This window comes from Streptomyces sp. NPDC051105 (assembly GCF_040682795.1).
In the GTDB taxonomy this organism is placed as follows: Bacteria; Actinomycetota; Actinomycetes; order Streptomycetales; family Streptomycetaceae; genus Streptomyces.
On sequence record NZ_JBFBBR010000008.1, the window covers coordinates 374,158 to 390,029 of the forward strand.

The window sequence follows — 15,872 nt, forward strand, 5'->3', positions numbered from 1 at the left end:
ACTTACCTTGGTCGCAGGACGACCACCGGAAGGGGCGCACGGCGATGACGGAGTTGGCGGCGGAGCCGGAAAAGGACCCGAAGGACCCGACGGCAGGGACCCGGAAGACCGTCAGACGCGGTGGCGGTGACCCGTCGACCAGGGGCCGGACCACGATCGCCGACGGGGTGGTGGAGAAGATCGCCGGACTGGCGGCCCGGGACGTGGTCGGTGTGCACGCGATGGGTAGCGGACTCGCCCGCACCTTCGGTGTGGTGCGCGACCGGGTGCCGGGCGGCTCCAAGTCGGTCACCCGGGGTGTGAAGGCCGAGGTCGGCGAGGTACAGACCGCGCTCGACCTGGAGATCGTCGTGGACTACGGCGTCTCGATCGCGGACGTGGCCCACGCGGTGCGGGAGAACGTGATCGCGGCTGTGGAACGCATGACCGGGCTCGAAGTGGTCGAGGTCAACATCGCGGTGAGTGATGTGAAGCTGCCCGAAGAAGAGGAAGAGGAGCCGGAGTCCCGGCTTCAGTGACGGCTGAGGGGAACGCACCATGAACTTGGCCGTGGTCGGCATGATCGCCGGCATGGCGCTGGGCTTCGCCGGATACTTCGGCGGGTTCGGCGCCTTCCTGCTGGTGGCGGCGCTGGGCGCCGTCGGGTTCGTCGTCGGCAGGTTCGCGGAGGGAGACCTCGAACCCGGCGACTTCTTCCGCGGTCGCGACGACCGGCGTGACCGGCGGCGATGACCACCACGAGCGGTGAGACGCGCAGGCCTGCGACGGTCGTGGCGCCCGGCGAGCGCGGTGCCGTCCGGATCGCCGACCGGGTGGTGGCGAAGATCGCGGCACAGGCGGCCCGCGAGGTCATCGGCCCCCTCCCGAAGGACGCCGTGGCCCCGCACGCCACGGTGGCGGTCCACCACGGCACCGCCCGCGTCCGGGTCCACCTCGAACTGGACTATCCGTCCGACATCGCAGCCCGCTGCGCGGCCGTGCGTCGGCATGTGGTCGAGCGGGTAGGCGCGTTGGTGGACATGGAGGTGCGGGAGGTCGCCGTGCACGTCGAACGGCTGCACCCGGCCCAGAGACAGGGGAGGGCAGGATGAGCACCGAGCAGACGCAGGTCATCGAGAAGCCACCCGAGGCCGCGCCGCCGCCGGCCGGCCACGAGGCCCGCTTCTGGTCGCCGCGCCGGGCACCCGCGGCCCTGGTCGCCGTCCTGCTCCTGGTGACGGCGGCCGCCTTCCTGTACGACATCGCGGCCGTACGGGCCCACCACCCCGCGATGCACTGGCGCCGCGAACTGGCCCGGCAACTCGCGCGGCAGCCCCTCGACGACATCTGGGTCCTGGTCGGCGCGGGCCTCGTTGCCGCCCTCGGCGCCTGGCTGCTGACCCTGGCCGTCACGCCGGGCCTGCGGGACGTCCTGCCGATGCGCCGCAGCCACCCCGACGTGCGCGCCGGGCTGCGCCGCGACGCGGCCGCGATGGCGCTGCGCGACCGGGCCATGGAGATCTCGGGCGTACGCCGGGTGCGGGTACGACTGCGCCGCTCCCGTGTCCATGTCCTCGCCGTCTCCCACTTCCGTGAACTCGACGAGGTGCGGGCCGACCTGGACGCGGCACTCGCCGACGCGCTCCACGGCCTGGGGCTGGCCCACCCGCCCAGGCTGACCCTGCACGTCGTCCGCCCCGGCCGGAAGGGATGAGCCATGCTCACGGCGATCAACCGCGTACTGACCGGTCTGGCGGGCCTGGTGCTCCTCGCCCTGGGCGGCGCGGTCCTGGCCGTCGGCCTCGGCGCCCCGGCCCCCTCCTGGTGGATCCACGACGGCCGTCACGACGTCCTCCTCACCACCGCCGAACGCACCCACTGGCGTGGCGCCGGCTGGTGGTGGCCGACGGTCCTGGCCGCCCTGGCGGTCCTGCTTCTGCTGTCCCTCTGGTGGCTGACCGCGCAACTGCGCCGACGCCGTCTGACCGAGGTCCTGGTGGACACCGGGGACGGCGAGGGCGCGTTGCTGCGCGGCAGGGCCCTGGAGACGGTCCTGGCGACCGACGCGGCCCACCAGCAGGGCGTGACTCGCGCCCAGGCGGTCCTGAGGGGCAGGCGGACGGCTCCGGAGGTACGGGTGTGGCTCCAGCTGGACCCGGACGTGCCACCGCGCGAGGCCCTGGACGACCTCACCACGCGGGCGCTGGCCCACGCCCGAGACTCGGCGGCCCTGAAGAGACTCCCGGCGGAGGTCCGGCTGACATCGGTGAAACACCGCGCGGAGCGCGTCACCTGACACCCCGCCCGGCGGACCGGCTCGGGTCACGGGAATCTCCGCCCGCCAAACCGGGTTGCTTGCCGTTGCCATGATGACGACGGGAAGGGGACGGGCGCCGATGAGCCTTCGTCAGTTCGAGTACGCCCTGGCCGTTGCCGAGGAGGGCTCGGTGACCGCGGCCGCGGAGCGGCTGCACGTCGCCCAGCCGTCGATGTCCCAGCAGATCCGCGCCCTGGAGCGGGAACTCGGCGTGGAACTGTTCGCCCGTACGCCGACCGGACTGGTGCCCACCGTCGTCGGCCGTGCGTTCCTGCGGGAGGCGGAGGCCGCGGTGAGCGCGGCCCGGCGGGCGAGGGCGACGGCGCGGGCCGGCGCCGACGAACTGGCGGGCGAGCTGGTGGTGGCGGTGCAGATGGGCTTCGGCACCCGGCAGCTGCCGCGTGCGCTGGGCGCGCTGCGCCACCGCTACCCGCGCCTGGAGATCACCGTCTTCGAGGAGCCGGGCGCCGCCGAGCTGGAGCGGCTGTGCCGCCAGGGCGTGCTGAACCTCGCCCTGATGGCGGCGTGCCGGCGGACCCCCTCCGACGCCCACCACCTCGGCGACGAGGAGCTCGTCGTGGTGCTGGGCGCCGGGCACCGGCAACTCGCCGCGGACCGCGTCGACCTGCGGGAGCTGGCGGGGGAGCCGTGGGTGCGGTTCGACCGCGACAGCGCGCTCGACGCCCTACTGCTGGACGTGCTGCGGACCAACGAACTGGCCCCGGCCACGGCCGCGCGGGTGTCCCAGACGGCGACCGCGGTGCGCTGGGCCGCCCACGGGCTCGGGGTGACGCTCGTCCCGGCCTCCGCGGTGCCCGCCGGCCACGAGCACCTCGTACGCCCGGTGTTCCCGGCCGTGACCCAGCCCGTCGTCGCCGTGCTCCGGCCCGGCGCGGGCCCGGCGGAGACGGCCCTGCTCGAATTCCTGCGCAAGGAGACCTGGTCCGATTCCGCTTTCTTCGCACCGGTTTCCGCACCGGTTTCCTGAGTCCCGAGAAGGATGCGGGCGTCACCGGATTACTTCTGCGGAAAACGGTGTTCCGGAATTCCGCCGGAATTCCGCCGGAATTCCGTGGGCGTCAGCCCCGGGGGAATTCGCCGCCGTCCACGATGAGATTGCTCCCGGTCAGCCAGCTCGCCCGTTCGGACGCGAGGAACAGCACCGCGTGGGCGATGTCGTCGGGCCGGCCGTCGCGCCCCAGCGGCGCGGTGTCGCCGGCGTTGACCGTGCCCGGCTTCAGGTCCAGGCGTGCCCACTGCTCCCGTGTCTCCTGACCGCCGGGAGTGGCGACCCTGCCGGGAGTCACGGTGTTGACCCGGATCCCGAACGGGGCCTGCTCCGAGGCCAGCCCCCGGCTGTAGTTCTCCAGTGCCGCCTTCGCCGCCGTGTAGTGCAGGAACGGCGCCACCGGGGTGAGTACCGCGGCCGAGGAGACATGCACGATCACCCCCGAACGCCGCTCCCGCATCCCAGGCACCAGCAGCGCGTCCAGCCGTACCGACGCCAGGAAGTTCAGGTCCAGCGCCTCCTGCCACTCCTCGTCGGGGATGGCCGTGGTGCCTCCGTACGGCCGCCCCCCGCCCGCGTTGTGGACCACGATGTCCACCCCGCCGAGCACCTCCTGCGCGGCCGCGGCCAGGGCCTCCGCGCCGGCCCGGGTCCGCACGTCGGCCGCCACGAAGGCGGCCCCCTCCGGCACCGTGCCCGTCGCCGACCTGGCGGTGGTGAGCACCTCGGCGCCCGCGTCCAGGAATCGGCGCACCACAGCCGCGCCGATTCCGCGAGAACCCCCCGTGACGAGTGCCCGCTTTCCGGCGAGTTCCCGCGTTCCCGATCCGTTCTCGATGGTGGCCATACCACCCGTTCCTTTCCCTCGCGTTTCCGTTCGCTGTTCACGGTACGGAGGGAAAAGAACCAGAGGCAAAGACGAAATAGCAGCGGCTGCCATAGGGAATCCCTATGGCGTCCCGACCGTCAGAATCCGTGCCGCATGCCCCCGTCGACCGGCACCATGATCCCCGTCAGATAGGACGCCCCCGGCGACAGCAGAAACGCGCCCACCCGCCCGAACTCCTCCGGCGTCCCGTACCGCCGCAGCGGAATCCGGGACTCGTTCTCCATCCGCGTCGCCGCGGGGTCGGCCGACAGCGCGTCCAGCGCCCGCGCCCGGTCCGTGTCGATCCGCGACGGCAGCAGCCCCACCACCCGGATCCCGCGCGGCCCCAACTCGTCCGCGAGTGACTTGGCGAACCCGGCGAGCCCCGGCCGCAGCGCGTTCGAGATCGTCAGCCCGGGAATCGGCTCGTACACCGACCCGGACAGCACGAACCCGATGACGCCGCCGTCCTCCAACTCGCCCGCGGCCGCGCGCGCGAGCCGAACGGCCCCCAGGAACACCGCCTCGTAGGCGGTCTGCCACTGTTCGTCCGTGTTGTCGGCGACGAACCCGGCCGGAGGCCCACCCACGCTCACGAGAATGCCGTCGAAACGCCCGAACCGCTCACGGGCCGCCGCGATCACCCGCTCCGGCGCGTCCTCCTCCGCGTTGTCGACGGCGATGCCCGCCGCGTTCGGCCCCAGCTCGGCCACCGCCTCGGCGACCCGCTCCTCGTCCCGTCCGGTCACCACGACCTTCGCCCCGTCGGCGACCAGTTCGCGCGCGGTCGCGTTGCCCAGCCCGCGGGTCGCCCCGGTGACGACGTACACCCGGTCCTTCAGTCCAAGATCCATGCGCCCTATCCTGCCTCTTCGCCGCCGAACAGTGTGAGGGCGGTGTTCACCAGCCCGATGTGGCTGAACGCCTGCGGGAAGTTGCCCAGCTGGCGCCCGAGTTTCGGTTCGTACTCCTCGGAGAGCAGTCCCACGTCGTTGACGAGTCCCACCAGCCGTTCGAACAGTTTCTTCGCCTCGTCGGTACGGCCCGTCATGTGCAGCGCGTCGGCCAGCCAGAACGAGCAGGCCAGGAAGGCGCCCTCGCCGCCCGGCATGCCGTCGACGCCGATCGCGTCGGTGTCGTAGCGGCGCACGAAGCCGTTGTGGCCCAGGTCGTCGCGGATCGCGTCCACCGTGCCGATCACCCGCGGGTCGTCCGGCGGCAGGAAACCGAAGCGGGGGATCAGCAGCAGGGCGGCGTCGAGTTCGCGCGAGCCGTAGTACTGGGTGAAGGTGTTGCGCTTCGGGTCGTAGCCCTTCTCGCACACCTCCCGGTGCACCTCCTCGCGGAGCGCGCGCCAGCGCTCCAGTTCGCCCTCCAGCTCCGCGTGCTCCTCCAGGGTGCGTACCGCGCGGTCCGCGGCCACCCACACCAGCACCTTGGAGTGCACGAAGTGCCGGCGGCCGCCGCGCACCTCCCACAGGCCCTCGTCCGGCTGACGCCAGATCTTCTCCAGGAACTTCATCAGCGAGCACTGGATGGCCCACATGTGCGGCCTGGTGGGCAGGCCGGCGTTGCGGGACAGCGACAGCGAGTCCATGACCTCGCCGTACACGTCCAACTGGAGCTGGTCGACGGCGCCGTTGCCGACGCGCACCGGCGCCGAGTCGGCGAAGCCGGGCAGCCAGGGCAGTTCGAACTCGGGCAGTCGGCGCTCACCGGCCAGGCCGTACATGATCTGCAGGTCCGCCGGGTCGCCGGCGACCGCGCGCACCAGCCAGTCGCGCCAGGCCTGGGCCTCCTTGTGATAGCCGGCCGACAGCAGGGCGCCGAGGGTGAGGGTGGAGTCGCGCAGCCAGCAGAAGCGGTAGTCCCAGTTGCGCACCCCGCCCAGCTCCTCGGGCAGCGAGCTGGTGGCGGCGGCGACGATACCGCCGGTCGGCGTGTACGTGAGCGCCTTGAGCGTGATCAGGGAGCGCATCACGGTGTCCCGGTGGGGGCCCTCGTAGGTGCAGCGCGCGCTCCACCGTCGCCAGCCGGTGACGCTGGAGCGCAGCGCCTCGTACGGGTCCACCAGCGGGGGCCGCGGCTCGTGCGAGGGGTGCCAGGTGAGCACGAACGCGACCCGCTCGCCCTGCGCGACGGTGAACTCCGAGTGCGTGCCGAAGTCCTCGCCCCAGGTCCGTACGGACGGTTCGCTGCGCAGCCACACCGAGTCGGGACCGGCGACGGCGACCCGGTTGCCGCCCGAGCGGCGCATCCAGGGGACGACCGAGCCGTAGTCGAAGCGGAGTCGGAGCGTGCTGTGCACGGTGACGTGGCCGCTGACGCCCTCGACGATGCGTACCACGTCGGGCGCACGGTCGCGCTGGGGCATCAGGTCGGTGACGCGGACCGTGCCCTCGGGGGTCTCCCACTCGGTGTCCAGGACCAGCGTGTCGGGCCGGTAGGCGCGCCGGGTGCACGTGCCGGCGTCCTTCGGGGCGATCCGCCAGTGGCCGTTGTCCTCATCGCCCAGGAGCCTGGCGAAGCAGGCGGCCGAGTCGAACCGGGGCACGCACAGCCAGTCGATGGAGCCGTCCCGGCCGACCAGGGCGGCGGTCTGTTCGTCGCCGATGAGGGCGTAGTCCTCGATGCGTCGGTCCACGGGTTCCGGTTTCCCGCCGGGCCGGTGGGCCAATCAGGGGATGCGCCGGGGGAGTGACACCGGGCTCAGACGGCGGCCGCCGGTTCCGCTTCCGCCGCGGGCTCTTCCTTCGCCGCCTCCTCGCGGGCGCGGGCCTCACGGCGGACCAGCACGAACCAGCCGTAGGGGACGCCCGCGGCGAACAGCCACCACTGGATCATGTACGCGTAGTTCAGCGGGGCGTCTTCCTTGCCCGGGTCGGAGATCTGCTCCGGGGTGTCGCCCTTGGGCTCGGGCGCGGTCTGCTGGATGTAGCCGCCCAGCACCTGCTTGCCGAGCCTGCGGGCCTGTTCCTCGCTGTTGATCAGCATGATCTGCCGGTCGGGCAGGCCCTTGAGGTCCTTGATGCCGCTCGCCGCGGTGGTCTCGTCGGGCATCAGCCGGCCCTGGATGGTGACCCGGCCGGCCGGCGGGGCCGGGACCTTCGGGAACGCGGTCTGGCTCGGGCCGTCCGAGGAGATCCAGCCCCGGTTGACCAGCATTACCTTGCCGTCGGCCAGCACGAACGGGGTGAGGACGTGGTAGCCGACCTCGTCGTCGGAGTTGGTACGACGCCGGACGACGACCTCGTGGGCGGTGTCGAAGGTGCCGGTCGCGGTGACGGTGTGGTACCGCTCCTTGCGGGTCACCGCGTGCCCCGGCTCGGTCACCTGCTCCACCGGCACCGGCTTGGCGTCGAGTGCCTGCGCCACCAGGGCGTTACGGGCGCTGCGCTCCTCGTACCGGTGCTTCTGCCAGAACCCCAGGCGGATCATCGTGGGGATCAGAAGCAGGGAGATCAGGGTGAGGATCACCCACTGCCGGGTCAACAGGAAGCGGTACACGAACAAAGACCGTACCCCTCGCGTATCGGCCCCCTGAGGGAGGGTCCCCCAGAGGGCCGGCGACATCCCTGTCTCGGCGGTCACACGCGGTCGACGATGCCCGCCTTCCCGGCCGCGCGGGCGCAGTGGGCACCGCAGTACCACTGGTTCTCGGCCTCGACGCCCTGGCCGATGATCGAGACCTGGCAGTGCTCGCAGACGGGGGCCATGCGGTGGATCGCACAGGAGAAGCAGTCGAAGACATGGACCGCGCCCTGTGCGTGCACCTCGAAGGTCATTCCGTAGTCATTGCCGCAAACTTCACATTTCGCCATATGGCACAGGGTGGGCGGTCGGCTCCCCGCGGGCGAGCGGGCGCCGGGCGAGTCGCCCGGCAATCACCCGTCCGTACGGCCCCGGCGCGCGGTCACTTCTCCGCTGCCGGTGTGGATGCCGGCGCCACGTCCCGCAGCAACTGCCCGAAAGCCGCCTCGTCGACGACCGGCGTGCCGAACTGGCGCGCCTTGACCACCTTCGAGGTGCCCGAGTCCGGGTCGTTGGTGACCAGCAGACTGGTGAGCCGCGAGATGCTCGTCGACACATGCAGACCGGCCTCGACGGCCCGGTCCTCCAGGAGCTCCCGCTCGGTCGAGGTGTCCCCGGAGAACGCCACCCGCATGCCCTGCCTGAGCGGCCTGCCGTCCTCGTACCGCCCCGGGTTCGGATACGGACAGGCCGGCCGCTTGCGGGCCGGACGCCAGCTGGTCGGACGGTAGCCGCCGCCGTAACCGCCGCTCACCTGCTGCCCGATCCGGGGCGTCTCCGACCACTCCGTCAGCGGCCGGCACTCGAGCAGCGGCAGCCGTACGTTGCCCGCCGCCGCGGCCCGCAGACTGGGCCGGAACGCCTCCGCCAGCACGCGCGCGTCGTCCAGCGCGTGGTGCGCCCGCCGCTGCACCACGCCGAAGTGCGCGGCCAGGGTCTCCAGCTTGTGGTTGGTCAGCGGCAGCCCCAACTCCTTGGAGAGCGCGATCGTGCACAGCCGCTGCTTCACCGGGGGCTCGCTCTTCGCGCGTGCGTACTCGCGCGCGATCATCTGCCAGTCGAAGACCGCGTTGTGCGCCACCAGCACCCGGCCGTCGAGCCGGGCCGCGAACTCCTCGGCGATGTCGGTGAAGAGGGGCGCCCCTTCGAGCACCTCGCTCGTCAGACCGTGGATCCACACCGGGCCCGGGTCGCGCTCGGGATTGACCAGCGTGTACCAGTGGTCCTCGACCTCGCCGCGCCCGTCCAGCCGGTAGACGGCCGCGGAGATTATCCGGTCGTCCCGGGCCAGTCCGGTGGTCTCCACGTCGACGACCGCGTACCCCTCGGGATACGCGGCCGGCCACGGGGCGCCGGCGGAGACTGCGGTCGTCAGGTCTTCGAGCATGGTCATTGAGGATACGGGCCCCGGCCGACAGTCCGGTCCGTCAGGTCGCCCGTAGCCACCGCCCGTTCGCATGTCCTGATTGCCCTTCGCGTGGCTATGGACCTTTTCGCCGCCCGGTGCGACCGTGCACCCCGCCCGCCGCTGACGCGGCGACGACTCCGCGGCGCTCGGCACCGCCGAGGGCTGGTATCCGCTGGTGATGCCGATGACGCACGAGCGCTTCCTCACCGGCGGCCGTGAGGTCTTCGCGGAGCCCGAGAAGCTCGGTGAGGTGACCGTGGGGCGCGAGGGCGGCCGGTGTCCCCTTCGTCGGCGCCGGCTTCATGCGCCCGCACGAGGTGCCGCTGCGCGACCGCATCGGCCTGGACAGGTCATGTGGGCCAGCGACTACCCGCACGACAAGGGCACCTAGCGTTCCTGGAAGACGAGGGCACCTACCGTTCCTGGAAACTGAGCGGGAGTGAGTTCTGTTGCCAGAACGTGTGCTTCAAGCACCCTCGCTCGTCAACTGTTCACCACCCCTACACCCGTGAGGGCCTGCGCTTCGCCTGCGCGGGCGTACCGCGCGACGAGGTCGCGGCGATGCTCGGCGGCAACGCGGCCCGCGGGTACGGCTTCGACCTCGACCTCCTCGCCCGATCGCGGCCGAGGTGGGACCGAGCGTGGCGGAGATCGGGGAACCGCTGCGGGAGTCGCCGGCGGACGCCACGAGTCCGGTGTTCGCGCGGGGGGCCTAGGTGCGGGTCTGGTGACGTCGGTACTCCCCACGCCGGGGCCGGGGTGCGATCCTCCGTGTCGTGACGGAACAGACGCACGACAACGAGGCCCACGGGGGCGCGCTCGGCTCCCGGCTGAACTGGCTGCGGGCGGCCGTACTGGGCGCCAACGACGGCATCGTGTCGACGGCGGGCATCGTCGTCGGCGTCGCGGGCGCCACCGACGACCGGGGCGCCCTGCTGACGGCGGGCCTGGCGGGGCTGCTCGCCGGGTCGATGTCCATGGCGGCGGGGGAGTACGTGTCGGTGTCCACCCAACGCGACTCGGAACTGGCCGCGCTCGCGCTGGAGAAGCGCGAGCTGAAGGAGCAGCCCGAGGCGGAACTGGAGGAGCTGACCGAACTGCTGGAGCGGCGCGGGCTGTCCCGGGAGGTGGCGCGGGAGGCGGCGGTCCAGCTCACCGAGCGGGACGCGCTGAAGGCCCACGCGAGCGTGGAGCTGGGTATCGACCCGGACGAGCTGACCAACCCGTGGAACGCCGCGCTGGCGAGCTTCCTGGCGTTCACCGTCGGGGCGCTGCTGCCGCTGCTGGCGATCGTGCTGCCGCCCGCCGACTGGCGGCTTCCGGTGACCGTGGGGTCGGTGCTGGCCGCGCTGGTCCTGACGGGATGGAGCAGCGCGCGGCTGGGGGCGGCGGCGGTGGGTCCGGCGATGGTGCGGAACGTGGTGGGCGGCGCGCTGGCCATGGGCGTCACCTATGCGGCGGGGACGCTGCTGGGGGCGGCGGGGGTCTAGCGGCCGCCCGGTTGGGGGAGATCGCCAACAAGCAAGCGCATACCGCAGGTAATACTTGTGGGTAACAACGTCTAGCCGCAGCCCACCAGCGGTTCTACGGTGCCCCCATGCCGAACCTGCCCGATGTCGTGCTGTGGTCGATACCCGCCTTCGTGCTGCTCACCGTGATCGAGGTGATCAGCTACCGCATCCATCCCGACGAGGACACCGACGGGTACGAGGCCAAGGACGCCGCCACCAGCGTCGGCATGGGGCTCGGGTCGCTCGTCTTCGACTTCGTCTGGAAGATCCCGATCGTCGCGATCTACACGGCGGTCTACGAACTCACCCCGCTGCGCGTTCCCGTCCTGTGGTGGACGGTCCCGCTGATGCTGTTCGCGCAGGACTTCTTCTACTACTGGTCCCACCGCGGTCACCACGTCATCCGCATCCTGTGGGCCTGCCACGTCGTCCACCACTCCAGCAAGAAGTTCAACCTCACCACCGCACTGCGCCAGCCCTGGACCTCGCTGACGGTCTGGCCGTTCTACGTCCCGCTCGTCGCCATCGGTGTGCACCCGGCCGCGCTCGCCTTCTGCTCCTCCGCGAACCTCGTCTACCAGTTCTGGATCCACACCGAACGCATCGACAAGATGCCCCGGTGGTTCGAGTTCGTGTTCAACACGCCGTCCCACCACCGCGTGCACCACGCCTCCCAAGGCGGTTATCTGGACCGCAACTTCGGCGGGATCCTGATCATCTGGGACCGGTTGTTCGGATCGTGGGTGCCGGAGGTCGAGCGGCCGGTGTACGGGTTGACCAAGAACATCAACACGTTCAACCCGATCAAGGTGGCCACCCACGAGTACCTGGCCATCGGCAGGGACCTGAAGGCCGCGCGCAATTGGCGGGAGCGGGCCGGGCGACTGTTCCGGGGGCCCGGCTGGGCGCCGGCGCCCGCCGTGGAGCAGGCCGAGGAGTCCGTGGCCGCGTGAGCGCGTCCCGGGCGCTGCTCGCCGCCTTCGCTCTCGCCGCCGCGGCCGACCTCGGCTGCCTCGCCGCCGGCTTCCACCCCGGGCACGTGGTCGCCAAGGTGCTCCTGATGCCGCTGCTCGCCGCCCGGGCCGCCCGCGCGGGCGGCCCGCGGCTGCTCGTCGCCGCCCTGCTGTGCGGCTGGGGCGGCGATGTGCTGCTGCTCTCCGACGCCGACCCCGCCTTCATGGCGGGGATGGCCTGCTTCGCCGCCGGACACGTCTGTTATCTCGTCCTGTTCCGCCGCCAGGGACCGGCACACGCGCGTGCCCACGTTCTCGCCGTCGCCTACGCCGCCGCCCTCGTCACCCTGGTCGCGCTGCTGTGGCCGGACCTGCCCGCAGGCCTCCGTGTCCCCGTCGCCGGCTACAGCACCCTGCTCACCGCCATGGCGTACACGGCGGTCACCCGGCTCGGCCCGGTCGCCGGGCTCGGCGGTGCGCTCTTCATGCTCTCCGACACCCTCATCGCGACCGGTGTCGCCGACTGGCCGCAGCTCCCCAGACCCGACTTCTGGATCATGCTGACCTACGTGACGGGGCAGTTCCTGCTGGTCCGGGGCACCCTCGACGCGCGGCTCGCACCGGCCACGGCGTACCGTGAAGTGCGCCCGACCACCCCCTGAGCGCACCCACGACACCGCACGAGAGGGATCCTCGCCATGCGCGCCACCACCATCCACGCCCCGTACGACATGCGCGTGGAGGACGTGCCCGACCCGGTGGTGCAGCTGCCCACCGACGCCGTCGTACGGGTGCTGCGCGCCTGTATCTGCGGCAGCGACCTGTGGGCCTACCGGGGCGAGGCGGCCCGGCAGCCGGGGCAGCGCATCGGGCACGAGTTCCTGGGCGTCGTCGAGGAGACCGGCTCCGAGGTGGGCACCGTCCGGCGCGGCGACCTCGTGGTGGCCCCCTTCATGTGGTCCGACGGCGTCTGCGACTACTGCCGCGAGGGTCTGACCACCTCCTGCGAGCACGGCGGCTTCTGGGGCTCGGTGGGGTACGACGGCGGCCAGGGCGAGGCCGTGCGCGTCCCGTTCGCCGACGGCACCCTGGTCCAGCTGCCCAAGGACGCGGCCTCCGACAACCACCTGCTGACCGCCCTGCTGACCCTCTCCGACGTCCTCGGCACCGGCCACCACGCGGCCCTCGGCGCGGGCGCCCGTCCCGGTGCCACGGTCGCCGTCGTCGGGGACGGCGCGGTCGGCCTGTGCGCCGTGCTGGCAGCCAAGCGGCTGGGTGCCGAGCGGATCATCGCGCTGGGCCGGCACGAGGTCCGCACCGACATCGCGCGCCGTTTCGGCGCCACCGACGTCGTCGCCGAGCGCGGGGACGCGGCCGTGGCGGCCGTCCGCGAACTCACCCGGGGCCAGGGCGCGCACTCCGTCGTGGAGGCCGTGGGCACCGAACAGTCCATGCGGACGGCCGTCGAGATCACCCGGGACGGCGGCGCCATCGGCTTCGTCGGCGTCCCGCACGGCAGTGGCACCGGTCTGGACCTCTCCGTCATGTTCGACCGGAACATCGCCCTGCGCGGCGGAGTCGCCCCGGTCCGCGCCTACATCCCCGACCTGCTGCCCGACGTCCTCGCCGGCACCGTCGACCCCTCGCCGGTCTTCGACCTGACCGTCGGCATCGAGGGCGTGCCCGACGGCTACAAGGCGATGGACGAGCGCACCGCCCTCAAGGTGCTCGTCACCAACGACTGAACCAACGTCCCGGCCCGGTCAATGGTCGATCAAGTCCATCTGATCGGCACCGGCAGCGCCGTCAGTACTCCCGACACCGCGACCACCACCCCCAGCACGGCCACCTCGGCCCGCGCGGGGACGTACGCGGTGAGCGGGTCGGCCGCCCGGCGCAGCCGGAACCGTGCCCACAGCGCGAGCGCGGCGACGGCGGCGACGAGGACCACCTTGGCCAGCAGGGTGCGCCCGAACGCCGTCGTCGTCAGCTGGTCCAGGATCGTGCCCGCGGGCATCCGCCGCAGCGAACTCCACACGCCCGTCGCGGTGATGGCCGCGAGCAGTACGGCGGCCACGCGCGCGTAGAGACCGAGCAGCGCCGCCCCGGCCTCCCTGCCGCGCCACCGGCGCAGCAGGCGCAGCGCGTGCAGCAGACCGCCCGCCCACAGCGTCGCGCAGGTCAGATGCACCAGGGTCAGCGCGGAGCCGAGCAACGGGCGGTGCTCGGGCGCGGGATGGGCGCGCAGCGCCTCGGCGACGACCACCGCGGCCAGTGGCCACACCTGGAGCGCCGGGCGGCGCGCGCGGGCGCACAGAGCGGCCAGCGGAAAGGCGTTGACCTCGATCAGCGCCAACTTGCCGTCACGTGACTGGTACAGGCCGCCCACGTCGACGTCGGCGAGACCGTGCGGCACCAGGTTGCCCGTCGACACGACCGACGCGAGCCCCAGCGCGGCGACGAAACCGACGGCGGCCGCGAACACCGCCCGGCTGGGCGGCCGTTCGGGCGGCAGGTCCGGCAGCCGGCGGGCCAGCCGGTCCACGAACAGCTCGCCCGACGGCACGCACAGCGCGGCGAACAGCACCCCGCGCAGCAAGGCGATGCCGGCCACCCCCGGCGCCGCGGCCTCCCCGGTGTCGTGCAACGCGACGGACGGCCCGATCAGTGGCACCACCAGCGCGCCCAGCGCCACCAGAACCAGGACGGCGACGGCCCGGCCGGTACCGGGGCGTCTCGGGGGGCCGTTCGCGTCGGCCGCTTCGGTGGTCGGTCGTGTCGCCGTCACCCCACGATCTTCGCCAGTCATGACAGAACCGGGCAAGTAGCGGAAAACAGCTGACGGAGCGTCATTCCGCCTCTTCGCGTGTTTCCGGCCTCTCGGGCGGTGCGGTCAGGCCCACGTGGCCGGATCCGACCCCCATGGGACCGGCGGTCGCGCCCAGTCGGCCGGTCCGCCCGCGAAGGACACCGGCGGCCGTGCGTACCGCAGCCGTCCCAGCGCGCTGTCCGTCTCGGCGAGCCAGGCGTCCGGGCCCTCGTACGGCTCGCCGCCCTCGGGTCCCGGCTCCAGCTCCGCCGTGAGCCACCGCGCGGTGCGCGCCAGCGCCAGCCGCACGAACCTGCTCCCGCCGTCGTACGACTGCTCGGTCACCGCTCGCAGCACTCCCGCCGCCAGCAGATACCCGGTGCCGTGGTCGAGCGCCTGCGCGGGCAGCGCGCCCGGCCGTTCCGCCGAACCCTCGGTCTCCGCGATGCCGGTGGCGACCTGCACCAGGCTGTCGAAGCCGCGCCGGCTGCCCCACGGCCCGTACGCACCCCACGCCGACACCTGGGCCACGACCAGCCCCGGCCGCCGTTCGGCCAGTGCCTCGGGGGAGAGCCCGAACCGGTCCAGGGCGCCCGGCCGGTAGCCGGTGACCACGACGTCCGCCGAGGCCAGCAGTTCCTCGAAGACCGCCTGGTCCGACGGCAGGTCGAGCGTCGCCGAGCGCTTCCCCGAGCCCGTGTCGGCGTGCTGGTCGGGGAGTTCGGGCAGCCAGGGCGCGTCCAGGCGCAGGACGTCCGCGCCCAGCAGCGCCAGGGTGCGGGTGGCCACCGGGCCGGCCAGGACCCGGGTCAGGTCCAGGACGCGCAGCCCGGCGGCGGGCAGCAGGGGAGCGGCGCCGACGTCGAGCGGCGGGAGCACGCGCGCGTGGGCCGCGTCCAGGCGGCCCCGCTCGACGAGGGGGCGCGCGGCCACCTCGGCCGCCTGCTCGTGCGCGGCCCACTCCCCGGGTGAGCGCAGCGCCACGGCGAGCCCGCCGGCGCTGTAGACGGCGGTCTCGACCGCCAAGGCGGGCCGCTCGGCGATCCGGGCCGCCACGTCCTCGGTGGAGGCTCCCTCCGGCAGCCCCAGCCCGGCCAGCAGTCGGGCCCGGTGGTGCGGGTAGTTGGCGTGTGTACGCACCCATCCGTCGGCCGTGCGCCAGAACCGCGAGAGCGGGGCGAACTGCAGGGGAGCCCGCCCGTCGACCAGGACCCGCCGCTCGCTGGTGAACGCCGTCGCCACCGCCCCGTCGTCCACCCGAACGCCCGGCACCCGCGCGGAACCGGTCCGGCGCGCCCCCAGCTCGGCGGCGGCCAGCGCGCACGCTCCGACGCACGCGCGAGCAAGCCGTCGCACGGGAAGGCGCGACGGGAGCGTGTCCGCGCGTGCCACGGTCGTGATCCGCGCGGGCAGCGAGGGATCGCCGCCCAGCGCGGACCACGCATAGTTGATTGCAGTCATGACTGCACTATGCAGTATTGACTGAA

Annotated in this window: 18 protein-coding genes and 2 pseudogenes; 12 read left to right on the top strand and 8 right to left on the bottom strand. The window is 72.7% G+C overall.

Features of this window, described 5'->3' with window-relative positions:
• Positions 1–44 precede the first annotated feature (44 nt).
• The 6 genes from AB0N16_RS22160 to AB0N16_RS22185 all read left to right on the top strand — a co-directional run bounded on the left by AB0N16_RS22160 (position 45) and on the right by AB0N16_RS22185 (position 3,284).
• A complete protein-coding gene (locus AB0N16_RS22160; RefSeq protein ID WP_365799181.1) occupies positions 45–518 on the top strand; it encodes an Asp23/Gls24 family envelope stress response protein in 474 nt (157 codons plus the stop codon).
• Between the two features lie 19 nt (positions 519–537).
• Positions 538–732, top strand: a complete 195-nt coding sequence (locus AB0N16_RS22165; protein WP_365799183.1) for a hypothetical protein — start codon at positions 538–540, stop codon at positions 730–732.
• The gene (locus AB0N16_RS22170) at positions 729–1,091 is read left to right on the top strand and encodes an Asp23/Gls24 family envelope stress response protein (RefSeq protein WP_365799185.1); all 363 of its coding nucleotides are present in this window, start codon (positions 729–731) and stop codon (positions 1,089–1,091) included. Before AB0N16_RS22165 ends, AB0N16_RS22170 begins: the two co-directional genes overlap by 4 nt.
• Positions 1,088–1,693, top strand: coding sequence for a DUF6286 domain-containing protein (locus AB0N16_RS22175; protein WP_365799187.1), 606 nt, complete (start codon positions 1,088–1,090; stop codon positions 1,691–1,693). The genes AB0N16_RS22170 and AB0N16_RS22175 overlap by 4 nt, the downstream gene beginning before the upstream one ends.
• 3 nt (positions 1,694–1,696) lie before the next feature.
• Positions 1,697–2,275, top strand: coding sequence for an alkaline shock response membrane anchor protein AmaP (amaP, locus tag AB0N16_RS22180; protein WP_365799189.1), 579 nt, complete (start codon positions 1,697–1,699; stop codon positions 2,273–2,275).
• Between the two features lie 100 nt (positions 2,276–2,375).
• The gene (locus tag AB0N16_RS22185; RefSeq protein ID WP_365799191.1) at positions 2,376–3,284 is read left to right on the top strand and encodes a LysR family transcriptional regulator; all 909 of its coding nucleotides are present in this window, start codon (positions 2,376–2,378) and stop codon (positions 3,282–3,284) included.
• Between the two features lie 91 nt (positions 3,285–3,375).
• Here the strand turns inward: AB0N16_RS22185 and AB0N16_RS22190 are convergent, their stop codons facing one another.
• The 6 genes from AB0N16_RS22190 to AB0N16_RS22215 all read right to left on the bottom strand — a co-directional run bounded on the left by AB0N16_RS22190 (position 3,376) and on the right by AB0N16_RS22215 (position 9,091).
• Positions 3,376–4,152, bottom strand: coding sequence for an SDR family oxidoreductase (locus tag AB0N16_RS22190; protein ID WP_365799193.1), 777 nt, complete (start codon positions 4,150–4,152; stop codon positions 3,376–3,378).
• 119 nt (positions 4,153–4,271) lie between these two features.
• Complete coding sequence (locus AB0N16_RS22195; protein WP_365799195.1) at positions 4,272–5,027, bottom strand: SDR family oxidoreductase; 756 nt, start codon at positions 5,025–5,027, stop codon at positions 4,272–4,274.
• 5 nt (positions 5,028–5,032) lie between these two features.
• Entirely contained in the window at positions 5,033–6,817 is a 1,785-nt protein-coding gene (locus AB0N16_RS22200; RefSeq protein ID WP_365799197.1) for a glycoside hydrolase family 15 protein, read from the bottom strand.
• 65 nt (positions 6,818–6,882) lie between these two features.
• Positions 6,883–7,680 carry an SURF1 family protein gene (locus tag AB0N16_RS22205; RefSeq protein ID WP_365799199.1) on the bottom strand — a complete coding sequence of 266 codons (798 nt, stop codon included), beginning with the start codon at positions 7,678–7,680 and terminating at the stop codon, positions 6,883–6,885.
• Between the two features lie 80 nt (positions 7,681–7,760).
• Positions 7,761–7,994: a hypothetical protein gene (locus tag AB0N16_RS22210; protein WP_365799201.1), complete on the bottom strand. Its 234-nt coding sequence runs from the start codon at positions 7,992–7,994 to the stop codon at positions 7,761–7,763.
• Between the two features lie 92 nt (positions 7,995–8,086).
• Positions 8,087–9,091 (bottom strand): DEDDh family exonuclease, encoded by a 1,005-nt coding sequence (locus tag AB0N16_RS22215; protein WP_365799203.1) that lies wholly within the window; start codon positions 9,089–9,091, stop codon positions 8,087–8,089.
• Positions 9,092–9,269: 178 nt separating this feature from the next.
• On the opposite strand from AB0N16_RS22215, the pseudogene AB0N16_RS22220 reads away from it, so the two are divergent.
• From AB0N16_RS22220 to AB0N16_RS22245, 6 genes and pseudogenes are all read left to right on the top strand, one after another.
• Positions 9,270–9,383: pseudogene (locus AB0N16_RS22220) on the top strand (acetoacetate decarboxylase); the annotation flags it as partial.
• Between the two features lie 224 nt (positions 9,384–9,607).
• A pseudogene (locus AB0N16_RS22225) lies at positions 9,608–9,828 on the top strand (amidohydrolase); the annotation flags it as partial.
• A gap of 60 nt (positions 9,829–9,888) precedes the next feature.
• On the top strand, positions 9,889–10,602 hold the full coding sequence (locus AB0N16_RS22230; protein WP_365799205.1) for a VIT family protein: 714 nt from the start codon (positions 9,889–9,891) through the stop codon (positions 10,600–10,602).
• A 107-nt stretch (positions 10,603–10,709) separates the two neighbouring features.
• On the top strand, positions 10,710–11,576 hold the full coding sequence (locus tag AB0N16_RS22235) for a sterol desaturase family protein (RefSeq protein WP_365799207.1): 867 nt from the start codon (positions 10,710–10,712) through the stop codon (positions 11,574–11,576).
• Complete coding sequence (locus tag AB0N16_RS22240) at positions 11,573–12,238, top strand: lysoplasmalogenase (protein ID WP_365799208.1); 666 nt, start codon at positions 11,573–11,575, stop codon at positions 12,236–12,238. Before AB0N16_RS22235 ends, AB0N16_RS22240 begins: the two co-directional genes overlap by 4 nt.
• A 36-nt stretch (positions 12,239–12,274) precedes the next feature.
• Positions 12,275–13,321 (top strand): zinc-dependent alcohol dehydrogenase family protein, encoded by a 1,047-nt coding sequence (locus AB0N16_RS22245; protein ID WP_365799210.1) that lies wholly within the window; start codon positions 12,275–12,277, stop codon positions 13,319–13,321.
• A 29-nt stretch (positions 13,322–13,350) separates the two neighbouring features.
• On the opposite strand, the gene AB0N16_RS22250 is transcribed toward AB0N16_RS22245, so the two are convergent.
• A complete protein-coding gene (locus AB0N16_RS22250; RefSeq protein ID WP_365799212.1) occupies positions 13,351–14,364 on the bottom strand; it encodes a CopD family protein in 1,014 nt (337 codons plus the stop codon).
• Between the two features lie 105 nt (positions 14,365–14,469).
• On the bottom strand, positions 14,470–15,846 hold the full coding sequence (locus AB0N16_RS22255; protein WP_365799214.1) for a CoA transferase: 1,377 nt from the start codon (positions 15,844–15,846) through the stop codon (positions 14,470–14,472).
• Positions 15,847–15,872: the final 26 nt, after the last annotated feature.